General features: G+C 57.4%; 12 protein-coding genes and 1 pseudogene. 2 read left to right on the top strand and 11 right to left on the bottom strand.

Translation table 11 applies throughout. From position 1 onward, the window contains the following. Positions 1–7 precede the first annotated feature (7 nt). A complete protein-coding gene (gene nuoG / locus GA0061102_RS02695) occupies positions 8–2,614 on the top strand; it encodes an NADH-quinone oxidoreductase subunit NuoG (protein WP_092843833.1) in 2,607 nt (868 codons plus the stop codon). A 14-nt stretch (positions 2,615–2,628) separates the two neighbouring features. On the opposite strand, the gene GA0061102_RS02690 is transcribed toward nuoG, so the two are convergent. From GA0061102_RS02690 to nuoH, 3 genes are read right to left on the bottom strand one after another with little or no spacing between them, the layout of a single operon-like run. Further along, positions 2,629–3,069, bottom strand: coding sequence for a CBS domain-containing protein (locus GA0061102_RS02690; protein WP_092843831.1), 441 nt, complete (start codon positions 3,067–3,069; stop codon positions 2,629–2,631). Positions 3,070–3,114: 45 nt separating this feature from the next. Continuing rightward, a complete protein-coding gene (locus tag GA0061102_RS02685) occupies positions 3,115–3,681 on the bottom strand; it encodes an NADH-quinone oxidoreductase subunit I (RefSeq protein ID WP_092843829.1) in 567 nt (188 codons plus the stop codon). A 10-nt stretch (positions 3,682–3,691) separates the two neighbouring features. Continuing rightward, complete coding sequence (gene nuoH, locus GA0061102_RS02680) at positions 3,692–4,693, bottom strand: NADH-quinone oxidoreductase subunit NuoH (RefSeq protein ID WP_092843827.1); 1,002 nt, start codon at positions 4,691–4,693, stop codon at positions 3,692–3,694. A 222-nt stretch (positions 4,694–4,915) separates the two neighbouring features. On the opposite strand from nuoH, the pseudogene GA0061102_RS02675 reads away from it, so the two are divergent. Further along, positions 4,916–5,183 (top strand): annotated as a pseudogene (locus tag GA0061102_RS02675) (transposase family protein); the annotation flags it as partial. A 175-nt stretch (positions 5,184–5,358) separates the two neighbouring features. Here the strand turns inward: GA0061102_RS02675 and GA0061102_RS02670 are convergent. From GA0061102_RS02670 to GA0061102_RS02635, 8 genes are all read right to left on the bottom strand, one after another. Beyond that, positions 5,359–5,589, bottom strand: a complete 231-nt coding sequence (locus GA0061102_RS02670; protein WP_092843823.1) for a DUF2934 domain-containing protein — start codon at positions 5,587–5,589, stop codon at positions 5,359–5,361. A 311-nt stretch (positions 5,590–5,900) separates the two neighbouring features. After that, positions 5,901–6,368 carry a hypothetical protein gene (locus tag GA0061102_RS02665; RefSeq protein WP_092843821.1) on the bottom strand — a complete coding sequence of 156 codons (468 nt, stop codon included), beginning with the start codon at positions 6,366–6,368 and terminating at the stop codon, positions 5,901–5,903. Then, positions 6,361–7,701 (bottom strand): ferritin-like domain-containing protein, encoded by a 1,341-nt coding sequence (locus GA0061102_RS02660; protein ID WP_092843819.1) that lies wholly within the window; start codon positions 7,699–7,701, stop codon positions 6,361–6,363. The genes GA0061102_RS02665 and GA0061102_RS02660 overlap by 8 nt, the downstream gene beginning before the upstream one ends. A 26-nt stretch (positions 7,702–7,727) precedes the next feature. After that, positions 7,728–9,629 carry a GMC family oxidoreductase gene (locus tag GA0061102_RS02655; RefSeq protein WP_245297903.1) on the bottom strand — a complete coding sequence of 634 codons (1,902 nt, stop codon included), beginning with the start codon at positions 9,627–9,629 and terminating at the stop codon, positions 7,728–7,730. Positions 9,630–9,645: 16 nt separating this feature from the next. Then, positions 9,646–12,114, bottom strand: coding sequence for a glycoside hydrolase family 15 protein (locus GA0061102_RS02650; protein WP_092843815.1), 2,469 nt, complete (start codon positions 12,112–12,114; stop codon positions 9,646–9,648). Positions 12,115–12,223: 109 nt separating this feature from the next. Further along, positions 12,224–13,879, bottom strand: a complete 1,656-nt coding sequence (locus GA0061102_RS02645; protein ID WP_092843813.1) for an alpha-keto acid decarboxylase family protein — start codon at positions 13,877–13,879, stop codon at positions 12,224–12,226. Positions 13,880–13,918: 39 nt separating this feature from the next. Next, complete coding sequence (locus tag GA0061102_RS02640; protein WP_092843811.1) at positions 13,919–14,743, bottom strand: MBL fold metallo-hydrolase; 825 nt, start codon at positions 14,741–14,743, stop codon at positions 13,919–13,921. Positions 14,744–14,916: 173 nt separating this feature from the next. Further along, positions 14,917–15,975, bottom strand: a complete 1,059-nt coding sequence (locus GA0061102_RS02635; RefSeq protein ID WP_092843809.1) for a sugar phosphate isomerase/epimerase family protein — start codon at positions 15,973–15,975, stop codon at positions 14,917–14,919. Position 15,976 lies beyond the last annotated feature (1 nt).

Below are 15,976 nucleotides of genomic sequence, written 5' to 3'. Positions count from 1 at the left end.
AGGACGTATGGTTAGCGTTATGATCGATGGACAGACGTTGGAAGTTGAGGCTGGCTCGACAGTGCTGCAGGTCGCCCAGCGTTTGGGCATTGACATCCCCACTTTCTGCTATCTGAAGCGCCTGCCGGCGCTGGCCTCCTGCCGTATGTGTCTGGTGGAGATCGAAGGGCAGCGGCGGCTGCAGCCGTCCTGCGCCACTGCGGTCATCGACGGTATGGTGGTGCGGACCAACACGCCGCTGATCGAGGAAACGCGCTCTTCCATGCTCGACATGCTGCTCGCCAATCACCCGCTCGATTGCCCGATCTGCGACAAGGGCGGCGAATGCGAGCTTCAGAACATGGTGATGGCCTACGGGCCCCGCGAAAGCCGGTTTCGCGATGACAAACGTGTGTTCCACTCCGAGGATATCCGTCTCAGCCCGGTCATCATCATGAACGTTAACCGCTGCATCCAGTGCCAGCGCTGCGTCCGGATGTGTGAGGAGGTCGTCGGCGCGGTTGCCCTGGGTACCGTCGAAAAGGGCATGGATACCGCCGTCACCGGCTTCGAGGGCAGTCTCGCGAGTTGCGACCAATGCGGCAATTGCGTTGAGGTCTGCCCGGTCGGTGCGCTGATGAGCTTCCCCTATCGCTACAAGGCGCGGCCCTGGGACCTGGTCGAGACCGACACGGTCTGCCCGCATTGTGGCACCGGTTGCCAGCTCACGGTGGGCACGCGCAAGGGTGAGTTCATGCGGGTGCGCTCGAAATGGGACGAAGGGGTCAACCACGAAACGCTTTGCGTGCGGGGACGCTTCGGCCTCGATTTCATCGTGAGCCGGGACCGGATCAGGCGGCCGATGATCCGTCGTGACGGCGCCCTGGTTCCGGTATCCTGGGACGAAGCGGGGGACTATCTGCGCCGGCGGCTGTCGGCTGTCGAGAGCAAGGTTGCCGGCGGGCTGGCCTCGCCGCGCCTGCCCAACGAGGTGCTTTATCAGTTCCAGAAGCTGATGCGGACGGTGTTCCGGACCAACAACATCGACTGCTCGACACGCTGGTCCACGCCCTTTGATATACTTGGTCCGTTGGTGGCAAGATTCTACAGCCGCGCGCCGCTCGACGAAGTGATCGGCAACGACTGCGTCCTCATCGTTGGCGGCAACGTCACAGAGGAGAACCCGGTCACCGAATACCTATTGCGGGACGGCGCGCGAAGGCGGCAGACTACATTGCTTATGCTCTCGGCACGGCCATCCCGTTTGGACGCAGATGCCCGGACGGTCGTTCGCGTTCCCCCGGGCGGAGAAGCGACTTGCCTTGCGGCGGTGGTAGCAGGGCTCGTAGCAGCCGCCGGCGAGACCTTGCCGGGCGATGCTTTAGCGCAGTTCGGCGCGACAATCGCAAGGCCGGCGGCGAGCAACGGCAGTGATGGGCCGGATCGTCTGGCCACGGCACTCAAGGAAGGTCGCAGCGTCACCGTGCTTGTCAGCATCGGCCTCCTGAGATCACCGAAAGCGCACGCGACGCTGCGGCAGCTCAACAACCTGCTGCTGGTTCTCCGCCTGCTCGACAAGGGCCCTGCAATGCAGTTCCTCTTCGACCGTGCCAACCAGATGGGTGCCTGGGACATGGGGGTTCTGCCGGCGGCTCTGCCAGGGCTGCGGGCGGTCCGCGATGATGCGGTGCGCATAACTCTTGCACGGAACTGGGGCGCCGAAATCCCATCGGAACCCGGCGCGGGTCTCGACGCCATGCTGGAGCTCTGCATCAGTGGGCGGATGGGCGCACTCTACATCGCCGGAGCCGACCCCCTGATCGCCTATCCCGACAGGGATTTCGTGACACAGGCACTTGGCGCCGCCGATCTCCTGATTGTTCAGGACGCCTTCCTCACGGATACAGCGGGCCTGGCGGAGGTCGTCCTGCCAGCGGCAGGTTACGGCGAGGAATCCGGCACCTTCACCAACAACGAAGGCCGGACCCAGAAGGTCCGCAAATTCCGCGAACCCGCGTTCGAGGCGCAAGGCAATTTGGCGATCTTCGACTTCGTCGCGGCGCTCCGCAACCAAGCGCTGCAGCCGGCCACGCAAGGCGAGATTTTCGACGAGATTGTCCGGCTGGTTCCCGCCTACCATGAGTTGACGCCGGAAGCGCTTGCCGCCGACGGTGCATTCACCAAAGCGGTCCCGACGCCCCCGGGTGGCGAGCTCTTCGCGCCGCCATCTGTCCCGAAAGCAGTTGACCGACTCATGCTGGTTACCGGCGACTGCCTGTTCCACAACGGATATCTTTCCGAACGCTCGGAGATCCTGAATACGGTCGCGGATGATCCCTACGTGGAGATGAGCGTACAGGATGCCGCGCAACTTGGCCTCTCGGATCGCGATCAGGTGGTCGTGCGATCCGCTCAGGGCGAATTGACTGCGAAGCTCAAAGTCAACAAACGTTTTCCCATGGGCGTTGTGTTTGTTCCCGAAAACTACAGAGCCCTGCGTCTCAACGGATTGATGCGGCGGGGCGAATACCCGTGTCCAGTGGAGGTTCATCCAGCCACGGCCGCCGCCCGCCCCACCGGCTCTGCGTCGAGCCCTGAGGATCACGACCAAGACATGGCCGGTCGCTTGCCCTGACCCGTCCTATTAGACTAGTGATACCTGTTCCCGCAGATGTAATCCTGCAGATCCTGCTCCGTGCGCTGCGCTTCGTCGAGCCTGTGTTTTACCACATCGCCGATGCTGACCACGCCGACGACATCGTTCCCATCCATGACCAGCACATGACGCGTACGCCGCTGGGTCATGATCCCCATCGCGACGGGCAGCAAATCCCGGACCGAACAGGTCGCCACGTTGCGGTTCATGATATCCGCGGCTCGCATCATCGTCGCCTCGGCCCCGTATTCCGCCACCGCATTGCAGCAATCCCGCTCCGACAGCGTACCCACGTGTTTGCCACTCGGTCGGCTGACGACGACGAAGCCGATATTGTTGTCGCGAAACAACTTCAAGACCTCCACCATCGTTTGATCGGGAGCAACCGCGATGACACCGACACCCTTGTTCTTCATGATTTCGCCGACAAGCATCTGAGCCTCCTGTCTGCGCGCTTCGGCTTGACGGATTGCGCGCGTTTACGTTCGCCGAATATTCCGCCACCAATTGTACCCCTGCGACTCGCTCGTCTCGACCAGAACGGCCTTTTCAGTGTTCAGGCGAGCAGCGACTACGCCGCCGCCAGTTGCCGCCTTGCCTGGCTTGCCGAGCAAGTCGTCGCGCCCGATCACCAAGTCGCGGGAAGAAAAACTCGAGAATTCATATTGCTGCCCAAGCGCTATTGCGTCCGCCGGGCAAGCGTCCTCGCACAGTCCGCAGAACAGGCACCGGGCCGTGTCGATTTCGAATTTGGCCGGGTGCCGGTTACCCTTCTCGTCCTCGTAGGGGACGACTTCGATGCAGTCGCAGGGACAGATCCGCGCGCAGAGTTCGCAGGCCACGCACTTGATCTCGCCCTCTTCATCACGCGTAAGGAAGTGATGCCCGCGATAGCGCGAATAGGGCAACCATTTTTCCTTGTCCGGATACTGCATGGTCACGGATCTGGAGAACATGTAGCCGAAGGTCAGAACCAAAGCGTTCGCCAAATCGGCGAAGAACGCCCAGCCAATCCATGCTCCAACTCTGTCCTGTGCGCGCGACATCGCCGCCTCGCTAGGGAGCCGCTACGGCCCCCAAAAGTACACCGGTTATAATTATGTTCGCCATCGAAAGAGGAAGCAAGACTTTCCATCCGATCGCCATCAGTTGGTCGTAGCGGTAGCGGGGGAAAGTGAAGCGGAACCAGATAAACAAATAGACGAAGAATGCGACCTTGAGCAGAAACCAGAGGAGCGATGGCAAGGGGACCAGCACGCCGTTCCAGCCGCCGAAGAACAGGATCACCACCAGGACCGATACCAGCAACACGATGGCATATTCGCTGATCATGAAAAACGCAAAGCGGATACCGCTGTATTCGGTATGGAACCCGGCCCCCAGATCGCCTTCCGCTTCAGCCAGGTCGAAGGGAATGCGTTGCGCCTCGGCCAGTCCGGCGACGAAGAACACGAAGAAGCCGACCGGTTGGTAGACGACGTTCCAGAGATTGGCTTGTGCCCTCACGATGTCGAGCAGGCTCATGGATTGCGCCAACATGACCACGCCGATGACTGCGAACCCCATCGGGATTTCGTAGCTGATCATCTGCGCGCAGGTCCTGAGGCTACCCAGGACAGCGTATTTGCTGTTGGCGGCCCAGCCACCGAAGATGACGCCATAGACCTCGATCCCGATCACCGCGAAGACGAAAAGGAGCGCCATATTCATGTTGGAGACGTAAAGCGTGATCTCTGCGCCGAGGACCGAGACAGTTTCGCCAAAGGGGATTGTGACGAACACCACAAAGGGCGGGACGAGCGCCAGGATTGGCGCCAGTTTGAACAGGAAGCGGTCGGCCTCGGCCGGGATATGGTCCTCTTTGGTTAAGAGCTTGATTCCGTCTGCCATCGGCTGCAGCAGCCCGTGCCACCCCACACGCATCGGCCCCATCCGCTGCTGCATGTGCCCGGCGATCTTTCGTTCCAGCCAGGTTAGCGGCAAGGGCAGCAGCAGGAGGATCGCAATCAGAAACGCGACCTTGAAGACGATCAAGCCAAGGGCGACGATGAGTTCCATGATCCGCGGCTACTTATTCACGGGTTGAAACGCGACCGGACTTTGGCTCCGGCTATGCATTATAGCACTTTGCGCACGCGTCAGGCTACAGCGGCGACGCCCCTCAGACAATGCCATTACAATTATGCCGACCTGGCTATTATGTGGTTTGGCAGTTAACCAGGGTCTTCCTCACTTTGTGTGGTTAACAGCCCATTGGCGATGACGCGGCTACGGGCCGGCATGCGAACGAAATCGAAATGGTCGCCCGGTCCGGGTGTCACAGTGCAGAGCATCGTATTTGGCGATGAAGGCAAATGGGTTGTGTCTGCTCGCGGGCCAACGTCCGGGCATATGCCCTGATTGCGGATGCTGGAGCAGAAATCGGCACGGCTGGTCGTACCGCAGTCTTCAAGACCTCTCGATCCAAGGTCATGCCGCGACGGTGAGGCTCCAGCTAAGCCGCTGGCGTTGCACATATCGGCAGTGCAGACGGCAAATTGAGGAAGACCCTGATTAAATGCAAAACGGCACGTCGGCCGAGTCGAGCCGCGATGGAACGCAGAATTGGGAGATCGCCTTAAGAGGCGGCATGATCGACGATTGTGCTCAAGGGTGGGAACAGGAATATGCGCGGCAAGAATTGCCTGTGAACAGGATTTATTCGAAGCGACGGCCGTTGGGCGCTAGCCTCTGGCGCTATAGGGTGCATTGCGCTCAGGCTGGTTCATTGCAGTCTTCTGTCGAAGCCTTACAAGTATCTCCTCGCCATCGACTGACGCTCGCGTTCGTTCCATGATCTCACGCTCGCTGACCGCCTGTTCCCAATGATGCTGGCTGTGTCCCAAGGGGCGCCCGGCTGCCTCCCAAATGGCATAGGCTCGCTTGCTGATCCATTCGAACCGTTCATCCGTCATTTTTCTCCTCCTTAGTGGACGTTTCGAACTGCGGGTAAGGATGAATGTTCTCGGTGCGGGATAATAATGGTGCCGACGGATTACAGGTTGTGTCCCGAACTTCACAAACAGATTGGCAAGCCTTGCTCACATGAAGAAAAGCCCGGAATTTGTCGGGGCGAGCACATCGAAAAGCCAGCAGCAGGCCACGCAATCAAGCAGGCAAATATAAAAGACCGCGCGACATGACAGCATCCGGCCCACGAAGTGTAAGTATGGCCAAAATCACATTACCGAACGGACGTCATCCAAACATGGCAACGCCGATAGGGTTACTCGCACTCGGGTGGAATTGGCAGAAACACCGGAGGGAGTGTCCAAGATTGATGGCCTGTCGGCTTAGCGCCGGCCGGGTGGGCGCCGACGGCAGGTCCGAGCAGAGATTCGGTGTAGGCATAGGGGTAAGGAACAAAGGTCCGGTCCTCATGCAGCGCGCCAAAATTCTCCCGCCATGTGGGTGGTAGCTGAAACCAGGTCGCGGTGTACCAAAGCTTGATGATATTGCGGGCTATCGGACCGAATTCCGGATGATTGAGGATGGCCGCCTTCAATGCCTTATCGGTCGAGGCAGAGGGCAGGGCGCTGAATGTCTCCAGCAGCCGATGAAGCAGATCATGGCCAATGATGCGCTCGATCGTCTCGAAGTAACGCCTGGCGTAGCCGGTTCCCATCAGATCATAGCTCGATATTCCGCAGAGCCGCACGGAGAGACGGAGGAAATTCTCAAAATGATCAGACATGGGACACGCTTGTAGCAGGAGTGGCTGGAGCGGGTGCGGACGACGACGGCAATACAGCCGGTGGGTCTTTGAATTGGTCCATCTCGAAGGTGGGCGCCGCATTTTCGCCGGTACCGGGAATCGGGTAGTGAATGAGCCGTTCCATGGCGACCTTGATGCGGAACATCTCCGCGGTAAACGCACCACCCAAGAGTTCCGGTTGACCATTGAAGGCTGTGTTCAGGTGTCCGAGGAAACGCTTGTATTGGCCGTTGAAGAGAAGAGCGTTTTCCTTCAGCTCTGGATAGCCGTCGTAGTCGCTGATCTTTGCATTGGCCTTGATCGGAAAAACCGCTTCCATGTCGACTGGAAACCTCCCGCCTTGAGGATCCCCGGCGCTATCGCGAGCGCCATCCCGACTCGGATCCCGGTAGTACCGTTTTTTCAGGATTTGATCGAACCGGTAATAATGGGCAAGTTCGCCCTCCGCGTCATAGACGCGCTGATTGCTGCCTTCACCCTGGTCGGCAATGAAGTCGATGGCCATGAGAGCGCTCTTGAGGTCGGTAATGGCCGTCAATTCACCGCCGGCCGAATAGTAGTATTTAGGATCGACCTGCCTCTTCGGATCGCCGGCGAAGAGGGCTTTCATTTCCATCTTGTTAGCTAGCTCGACGAAGCCGAGGTGAATGGCCTTGTAGAACTCACCGATGCTCCAATAATGAAGTTCAAGATGGTGTTCCGGCGAGCTCGTTGTCGGCACACGAGGCACGAGCGAGTTGCCTGCCTCCGAGATCCCCCGACGATAGGCGGTCAGCTGATGATGCGGGACGACCGCGATCTTGTAGTGAAACTCATAGTTTCCGTCCCCCGCCTCGGTGATCGGGACCAATGGATTTTCGCTCTCGAGCATGGGTTTATCGATGTGCTGGCCTGAAACAGGAATAGTTTTCTCGATGTACTGGACAGCATCCGCCTGTTCGGGTTTTAGCGAGGTCGGCCGTTCGATCGCGAGAAATGTTTGAAGGGCGTGATCGGAGAGTTTTTCGATGCTGACATCGAAGTCGTCCTGACCGGTGGGCAGATGCGCGGGGTAATGCGGGACGAAATCGGCCGAGATGAGATCGGGCTGACCGCCGATAGCGTTCAATAGGTTGGCCGCAAGGGTCAAATGGAGCATTTCCTCCTTGGCGACCGCACTGATGATGTCGATGGAAGGCTTGTTGACCTCGATCTTCGCGCTATAGGCGGCGGTGAGATAGGGCGGAATCGTGGCATGCTCGAGCTGAATGGCGACCTGAAGGTATTCTTTCAGCTGCTCGACATTCTCGATTACAGTGCTTGGCGTTTGCATGATGGCGCTACGCTCCTATTGATTGATCACAGATATGTCAGGTGTTTAAGGGCCGCTTCAGACGTTTTGAGACACAGCGCCGCCGTCGTGAGAGTGGTATTGGAAGATCCGATCGAAGGCATGCTGCCTGGGCCGATGATGTAGAGGTTTCGGTGATCCCAAGACTTTTGATCGACATCGACGACAGAGTTGCTGCTCGAGGTGCCCATGACGTGCGTGCCCGAGAGATGGTTGCCGCCCCGGATGGCGTAACCATTGCCGTTGTAGGTGACGTAGCCGTAATCCGAACTATTGTACTGGGTGTAATCTCGCGCACCCAGTTTCTGGAAGATCTCCTTCGAAAGCCCACGCGCGAACTCGGCGGTAGCCATGCTATAGTCGGAGAGCTTGAAACTAACGACGGGCCGCATGTTGCCCAATCGATCGATGTATTGCTCGTCGACTGTGACACGGCTTTCTGGATCGGCCGGCATTTCGATCATGTAGGCGAGCAATAGCTGCCGGGAAAGGCGCTCGGTAAGCTCTTTGCGGAGAGCCCGACCGTGAAGGTTCCGAGCGTCGACGAACTCCGTGAGATCGGCGCCGGGGGAACCGGTCGCCCAACCCCAGCCATCATTGTGGATGTCGGCGGCAAAGGAAGCGAATTTCCGGCGAAAATTGCCGCCGCGGAAATTGCAAAGTCCGGAGGTGCAGGAGGGACCGCGCCCGACGCCGGCGTCGACCGGGAGGAGACCCCAGCACAGCAGGTATGGATGGTCCATGAGATGGCGGCCCATAAGATCGTTGACGGCTTGTCCGTTCTGGACCGCGGAGGCGAGCATAAGCCGAGCATTCTCGACGGCATTCGCTGCAAGGATGAAGATCTTGCCCCGTACCCGATAGCTCTTGTAATTGGGGGATTTGCGATCTTCGTAGCGCTTGACTTCGATCTCCGTCACCGCCCCCGTTTCCGGATGAATGAAGACGCGGCTCGCCACAGCCTGGTTGACGAGCTCGGCCCGCCCGGTCTTGATTGCCTTGATCAGGACCTTGCGTGCATCAAATCGCGCCTGGACGGGACAGAGCGGTACGCAGTTGGTGTTGCCCTGGCACCGTTCCCCTTCCTGGTTTTGGTGCATGCTGATGGCGCCCACCGGTTGATAAGGGCGGCCGTCGTTCCATTTGGCATAGTCGGGATTGGGATCGGCATTTTTCGCTTGAGGAAAGGTGATCCAATCGATGTCGATCTTTTCGCCGTCGATCTGCGCCTGCATGCCCTTGAGGCCGTTGGAGACGATCTGATCGAGATAGCTGGCTTGCAGCTCGACCATCGGGTAGACGTAGTCGTCGCTGCTATACTCCACACCAACCTTTCTCTGGGCTGCGGCATCACCCGAGACGCCGAGGACGAACTCCGCCTTGTCGTAGAAGGGCATCAAATCGTCGAGACCGATCGGCCAGTCGAGGCCTTGGCCAAAATTGCTTTTCAGCCTGAAGTCCTCCCGCAGCATGCGAATGGCCTTGGCCTCCCAGTGGACGGTGGTACCGCCGAGTACACGCGTGTAAACCGAATCGCTGACATAAGGGCCGGATTGCACCCAATAGGCTTCGGTATTTGTTTCTCCGGGAGCGAGCTTCCGCAGGTCGGGACCACGGGGCATTTCGGCATTGGGATTGCGCGGAAAGGGTGCGTTATTGTCCTTGTTTGGGTTGGAATAGAACGTTTCCAGGTACCGTTGATAGCCGTCCTGCGAAAGATCGCGCCCGAGCCCTGCCTCCAGGATAAGGACGCGATATCCCTTGCTTGTGAGCTCGTGCGCCAGGATGGCGCCGGAAATGCCGGCGCCGACGATGACGGCATCGTAACTCTTTGCAGCGGCTTCTTCCGCAGCAATGGTGGGCGCCAGGGGCGCGCTGTGATGTTCTGCATCTGACATGTGCTGGGACATGGGCTCGCCGCGTGTTTCAGGGGTGAAGATCGATTGAGAAGTTGCTCCCCTGCCAGATTTGGCTGGAGAGCCAGAAGAAGGTGAAGGTGAGCGATGAGCCTGCCTGAGCAACTTGCGTAGGCAGGTCGACATAGTGGATGCCGACGACGGTGTCCGTGGTGGTGATATCCTGCCAGCTGTTCCAACCATCATCAGTCCACCGGAGACGGAACGGTGTCGTCATGGGAATTCGGACCGTCTTGCCGGCCTTCATCGACAGGAATTGGCGATCGAAATTCCACACCTCGAGCAAACTCTTGGGGTGCGGTTTTTGATAGCGATCGGCGACGATATCGAGTCGGTCGTAGACCCGGCCATCGGAGACAGAGCGGACAAGTTTGATATACTCGGCATGGGCCCAAGCCAGAGGCATGGCGGATCCGGTTGGGCCGCCCTTTATAAGCGGAGGATAAATATTGAGCAGGTCGGGGGCATTCCAAAGCTGTTCCGCGAGCAAGCCGCGTGTGCCGGCAAAGGCCTCCAGATAGCGAATATAAGGCTTCGCATCCCGTCCGGCGGCGACTTCATAATGGGCGCGTTCTCCCGTGAGCAAGGGCCAAGGCCGACCGACGCCTTGCGGACCAAAGGCCTGGCCCTGGTCGCCTTGCCCATAGCCGTCATGGTTATAGCGGCGGTAGCAGGGGCCGTTCGGCAGATCATCCTTGAGGACGGCATCGATGACGTTGATCGTATTCTTGATGATGGGGTCGTCAGCGGAACGGATGCCGAGACGGACGAGCTCCTGGAAGCCGCCATCGACCACGTCTCGGGCGGGAAACGCGCCTCCTTGAGGGATGTTCTTGAGATAAACGGTGGCCGCGTTGGGGTCCTCCGGCAGCGAAGGGTTGCGGTTGTTGCCGACCGATTTCACCTGTGTAGGGAGAATGCGGATATAATATTCCGTGATCCCGGCGACGAGACTACCCTCAGTGGTGACACACCAAGTTTCCAGGTGGGATTCGAGGAAGTCGGCGTGTTCTCGCAGAAACTGGGCGGTTGCGGGATCACCCCAGCTATGTTCCGCGAGATCGGCGGCGCAGATGAGGCCGGCAATGTTGGAGGCCAAGGTGGAGGGCGAATAGCCTTCGTTCTCTTCCCAACGTTCTTCCTGCGTCATTGGCCCGTTGGCGATCAGGGCTCCCGCGGCGGCCAGTACCATGCGCTTTGGATTGTAGTTCTGAAGAGCGCCCTCCTGGCTCAGGTGATAGGCCAGGATAATCGGGTAGGAGATCTCATCGAGCTGCGTGCCGTCCCAATAGGGAACGCCGTTGATGTAGAAGTTCTGGTGGAATCCGCCGTCGGGTGATTGGTTCGTGGCGAGGAACATCAACGCACGCAGCGGCAGATCTTTCTCACCTGCAGCGAGCAGCGCGGTGGCGCTTTGGCACATGTCGCGCGGCCAAACGAGGTGATAGCCGGAATTGCCGTCTTGATTGCTGTAGCCCCAAGGGATGCTGAGGGAAGCAACCAGCGCGCCGAGCGAATTCTTATCCTCGTGAGCGATGAGAATATTGTGGCTCATATTGAACAGGCGATCATTATCGCCGGTCGTTTTCGGGACAGGCTGAAATCCGGGAGCCGCAGAGCGCGCTTCGACCCAATCGTTGATATAGGTCTGCAGCTGGCCGCGGGGCGACTCCTGATCGAAGGGATAGCTCAATGCTTCGCGGACCAGCACCATGGCCGGATTCGGCTGCGAAGACATGCCTTCGCGGTTCTGGCAGAAGCCAAGCCCAAGCACGAATTCCGTGTTGGTACCCCGCGTGATCTCCGCCGTCAGGGCAATGTTTCCGTTCTGAGCGCAGTTGTAGTTCCAGATCGGCAGACGCCGGTTGCCGATGATGTCCGTCCAGCCGTCGTTGACACCGACGAAGCCGCAGCTGGTGTGCCCGAGGCCGCAATTCGCATTGAGTGCGAGCCAGTAATCGGCGTGCCGGGCAACGAGCTTCTTGCCGTCGGTCGTGACGGCAACATAGCCAGAGTTGTCCTCTCCCTGGCCTTGGAGGTGCGGTGCCAGCAGTGCATAGACCTTAAGCCGGCTGAGCAGATCCGGGTGGTCGCTCACCAACCGGGTGCGGACGAGAAGACAAGACGAGTCCGCAGACGCTATAATATCCTGAATCACGGTGTACGGCTGGCCTATCGCGGTGCTGGTCAGCCGATAGGCCGGCGCACGCGCGTCGATGGGCTCGCAGGTGTGGGTAAAGTCTCGTTGGGCATCGTGGAAAAAACTGACGCCGTCAGTGAACATCAGCTGGAAGTCGCGAATCTGAGGCGTGTCAACGTCGGGAAAGTAGATTTCGGTGACGATGCCGCCAACAACGGTAAACCAGATTTGGCTGGCTGAAGAATATGCGGTTCCGACGGCGTCTTTGTCGGCCCGGGTCCACATCGCGGTGGCTCCGGGACCGCCGGGGGCGGGGTTGTCGGTAAGCAGAGTTGCCATGGTTTTCTCGCGTTCGGTTTACGGCCACAAATTCGTGGGCCATTCTAGGTGACGGAAGAATAGGCATTGGGCAGCGCCGGCCGTTTCGAAGCCGTTGCGCAATCTCTTGCTATGATTTTTTCCAGGTCGCATTGTCAGGGATCGACGTGCTGGGCACGACAACCTGAACAATCGATGGACTGTTCGAGTTCGATAATGCACCCAGGACGGCATCCTTCAGCTCGCCATAGGTGTGAACTTTCCACCCCTGGCAACCGAAGACATCTGCCAGCTTGCTGTAATTCCACTGGTGCAGGAGGCATGATTTGTAAAACGGCTTCTCCTTACGGAAAGCCGCGGTATCGGCGAGCCATTGCTCCACACCGTAGATGCCATTGTCGATCACGAAAATTATTGGGTTGAGTTCGAAGCGGGTTTGCGTCGAGAGGCATTGGGCGGTCATCTGAAATCCGCCGTCGCCCGCAAAGACCATGACCCGCTGGTGGCTTTCCTTCGCCAGGCAGACTCCCGTTGCGGCCGGGCCGATATAGCCTATGGCCGAGTAGGATGATTGCGAGATAAAATTTCTGGGGGTCGGAACTTTAAGCAACAGGCTTCCGAAATAGTTCATGCTCGCATCGCTGCCGACGATGGTATCTTTTCCTATAAACTCAGGAATAAACTCGTAGAAGCCCTGGTATGAAATTTCGCCTGTCAAATTCACCTCAGGCGCTTCTTGAACTGGGCTGCGCGAAAAATATCGTGTCTCGCGCGTAGCTCCTTTCTCGAGCAGACCGTCTATCAAGTCCGCCAAAGAAACCTGCGCGCTGAAATATGCGCCATATTTGACGGTATCCAGCGAAACAAATGCGGTATGCTTGAAATCGGTAGGCCAGCCCAGCGCGTTGATGTCCGTCAGCCAAACGCCCAAAGCCAATATGAAATCGGAACCCGTCACCAGTTCCTGGACGGACGCTGCCGACGATCGGCCGTCAAATACGCCGGCAAACAGCGCATCATCTTCGGACAAGACAGCTTTGCTCAATAGCTCCGTAACATATGGGATTTTTAGTTGCCGAAGCAGGTCTTCCGCTTTTTCGCGCAGGCCAAATCGGTCAATCTCCACGCCGATCCAGATGAGGGGTTTGGCAGCGTTTTCCAATCTTTCGTTGATTTGATCGATCGACTGACGCAAACTTTCCGGGTTTGAGAAAATCCGAGCCGCCTTTAGAGCCTTTGCTGGACGGTCACATTCCAGGTCAACTATATCCTCAAGAAGCTCGATATAAACCGGGCGCATTTCCGTTATGCATTGCGTTAATGCATAGTCTATGAGCATCGGGGCAAGGTCGGGGCTGTCAATTCTGACGGCTGCGGTCGTTATATATTCGAAAACCTGAAGATCGGTTTCACGGCCGCTAATGAAATGGTGGGAGCTGAAACCGGTCTGCTCGAATGTGAGCGTTTTTTGTATGCTCGGTGTCCCATTGATCAGGACGACCGGCACTTTCTCTACATAGGCGCCTGCAATGGCATTCACCGCAGACAATGCGCCGGCCGAATAGGTGACACAGAGTGCACCAATTCCTTTCAGCCTGGCATATCCGTCCGCGGCATAGCCTGCATTGAGTTCGTTGACTTCTTCTATGACCTGGATGTGACTTGGTTCGACATAGTTGTTCACCCAGTCTATCGAATAGTCACCCGCGATAGAGAACAGATGCCCCAGATCGAGCTCAAGAAGCCTGTCGACCAGATATTGTCCTACGGTATATTTGCTGACCATGGCTTGAAGTTCCGTTGTTAACTGCAAGTGACAAGGGCATTAAAACTCGCTCGCGCCGTCGAACAGCCGCGGCACGTATATGTCAAATATTCCCGGACACTTACGTTCGGGGTATCTTTGGAGCATGAAATCTTTGAAGGCGTCGTTTGCTAATCCATCGCCGACTGCCTGCATGCCTGCGGAGAGGTATTCGATATTTCTGGCCACCTCGCTTTTATCAGCCGGAAAACCGTGGCCTGGCATGAAAAATTCGTAATCCGAGACCAGCATGTCTTCCAGGATTCGAATCCAATTATTCATATATTTCGTCAGGTAAAGATGTGTTCCGCTATAAATTAAATCTTGTACAATATAAATTCGCAGATCAGGAAGTCCAATGGCAAGAAGGAAATCTATTTCTGTGTCTGTTATCTTTTTGAAGGCATATTTCACGCCGTCTATAATTTCCTCTCCAGGTGAAACACTCTTCTCTGGTATAATTATATTATTTGGGGCGAGATCGCCCATTTTCCAATGGTCGTTTAGCGAATCCTCGCCATGCGACCTAAGAAAGCTAATCGTTTCGGGCAGTGCATAAATGGCAACATCGCTGAATGCGGCTGCCAATCCAAACCAATGATCGGGGTGCCTGTGCGAAAGATACACTCTGTCTATCGGTTTCCCGAGACTGTCGGCATAGGCTCTGAATTGCTTTGCATAGGGAACCAGAAATTGTCCGTCGACAAGAACGAGCTTGTTTTTACTTTCAATAATATGAGTAGCATTCGCAATATTATCATGCGCAAAAGACGAAATGAAAGTGTGGATACGGACGTCACCCATCCGTTTTGCGATTATTATGGGAGCCGATAGTTGAGTCACCATAGGAATCTCCATGATTCAATGGACACTTGGGGCGCTTTATCGTTCATGTTGGTGTGGGTTCGAACCCACCCGCTCGGCCGTAGAATTATCCCAAAGGTTACGGACGAGACCGTCGCCTTTTCACGCGCTATCCCAGATGGGTCGTTCTGGGAGGATGCAGTATTCCGTGCCCATCAACTATCGCCAGCGTGTGTGGCAGGTCGATGCGACGGATGAGATCGAAAACGGATAGAAGAAGCGAGCTGCTCTTCCAGCGTCGCCAGTGCAGCGCTGGCAACCTCATAGGCACTGTCGCGGCCCGGTTCAGGCTTGTCTTCGCCCGGCCGCCAGAAGCGCCGACGCGCCATCCTCATCGAGCTGTCGAAGGGTGGAATCGCGTTAAATACTTCGACTAGGTAAGGTCCGCGGTAAACCGGCTCGATCTCGCCCAACATAATATCCCAGGGGATCCAGCTGTCCTTTATCGCGCCACGGTCGGGCGCGGAAACATGGACATAATATAGCCGGTTCTGCCGCACTGCCCGGGCTACATTTTCCTTGAAAATTTGAGGACCCTGGCTTTCCATCAGAACTTGAGCGGTATCGATCGTTACGCCACACTGTGGCGCCTCAAGAGTTTCGAGGAAATCCAGCGCCTCCGAAACCATATTCGGTGGAGGAGTTTCCCAACTCTTGACCGGCTCGATGGCGAGCTTCACGCCTTTTCTGGAGGCGTACTCAGTCAGGTCCTGAAAGACGGAGCGGGCGGCCAGATATCGCGGCGTCATCCAATCCAGAAGGGCATCACTCCAGATCGGCTCACCAGAGTCGGTAAGCGGAAAGACCCCGTAGGGATAGAGGAACGGCCCGGACATGATCGAATCCCCTCCACCTAGCGCCGATGTGATGTCGACACGCGACTTGAGGTAGGAGAGAGCCTGCTTGCGCTGCTCTTCGTAAGGTGACGTCGGATCGAAGGTTCGCGTGGTCCCAACATTGGTTGTGAACCTCGCGCCCTCCAAACCGGCCTTATCGAACGCCTTCTTCAGGCGGACATAGCTGTCGACCTCAAGCTCATGGTTGATGCCCGCAGGCCCGGCGGCGATATGCAGGTCAAAGCCTCTGTAGCCCATTTCGGTAAGGGCCTTAAGATGCTTGACGAGAACCTGCGTATAATCGGTATCGTCCGGTCGCAAATCGGCCGTGAACATAAAGAAGCTGAAATAGATCTCTCGATTGGATGCCACGGTCATT

The sequence above is a fragment of the Martinezella miluonensis genome (assembly GCF_900094545.1).
Taxonomy (GTDB): domain Bacteria; phylum Pseudomonadota; class Alphaproteobacteria; order Rhizobiales; family Rhizobiaceae; genus Rhizobium; species Rhizobium miluonense.
This window is presented reverse-complemented; position numbering and strand designations above follow the sequence as displayed.

Bases quoted from the DNA above. Each gene is read 5' to 3' on its own strand.
- GA0061102_RS02670 (WP_092843823.1), bottom strand. From the start codon at position 5,589: ATGACGGATGAACGGTTCGAATGGATCAGCAAGCGAGCCTATGCCATT.
- GA0061102_RS02640 (WP_092843811.1), bottom strand. From the start codon at position 14,743: ATGGTGACTCAACTATCGGCTCCCATAATAATCGCAAAACGGATGGGT.
- nuoG (WP_092843833.1), top strand. From the start codon at position 8: ATGGTTAGCGTTATGATCGATGGACAGACGTTGGAAGTTGAGGCTGGC.
- GA0061102_RS02660 (WP_092843819.1), bottom strand. From the start codon at position 7,701: ATGCAAACGCCAAGCACTGTAATCGAGAATGTCGAGCAGCTGAAAGAA.
- GA0061102_RS02635 (WP_092843809.1), bottom strand. From the start codon at position 15,975: ATGACCGTGGCATCCAATCGAGAGATCTATTTCAGCTTCTTTATGTTC.
- GA0061102_RS02665 (WP_092843821.1), bottom strand. From the start codon at position 6,368: ATGTCTGATCATTTTGAGAATTTCCTCCGTCTCTCCGTGCGGCTCTGC.
- GA0061102_RS02650 (WP_092843815.1), bottom strand. From the start codon at position 12,114: ATGGCAACTCTGCTTACCGACAACCCCGCCCCCGGCGGTCCCGGAGCC.
- GA0061102_RS02645 (WP_092843813.1), bottom strand. From the start codon at position 13,879: ATGGTCAGCAAATATACCGTAGGACAATATCTGGTCGACAGGCTTCTT.
- nuoH (WP_092843827.1), bottom strand. From the start codon at position 4,693: ATGGAACTCATCGTCGCCCTTGGCTTGATCGTCTTCAAGGTCGCGTTT.
- GA0061102_RS02690 (WP_092843831.1), bottom strand. From the start codon at position 3,069: ATGCTTGTCGGCGAAATCATGAAGAACAAGGGTGTCGGTGTCATCGCG.
- GA0061102_RS02655 (WP_245297903.1), bottom strand. From the start codon at position 9,629: ATGTCCCAGCACATGTCAGATGCAGAACATCACAGCGCGCCCCTGGCG.
- GA0061102_RS02685 (WP_092843829.1), bottom strand. From the start codon at position 3,681: ATGTCGCGCGCACAGGACAGAGTTGGAGCATGGATTGGCTGGGCGTTC.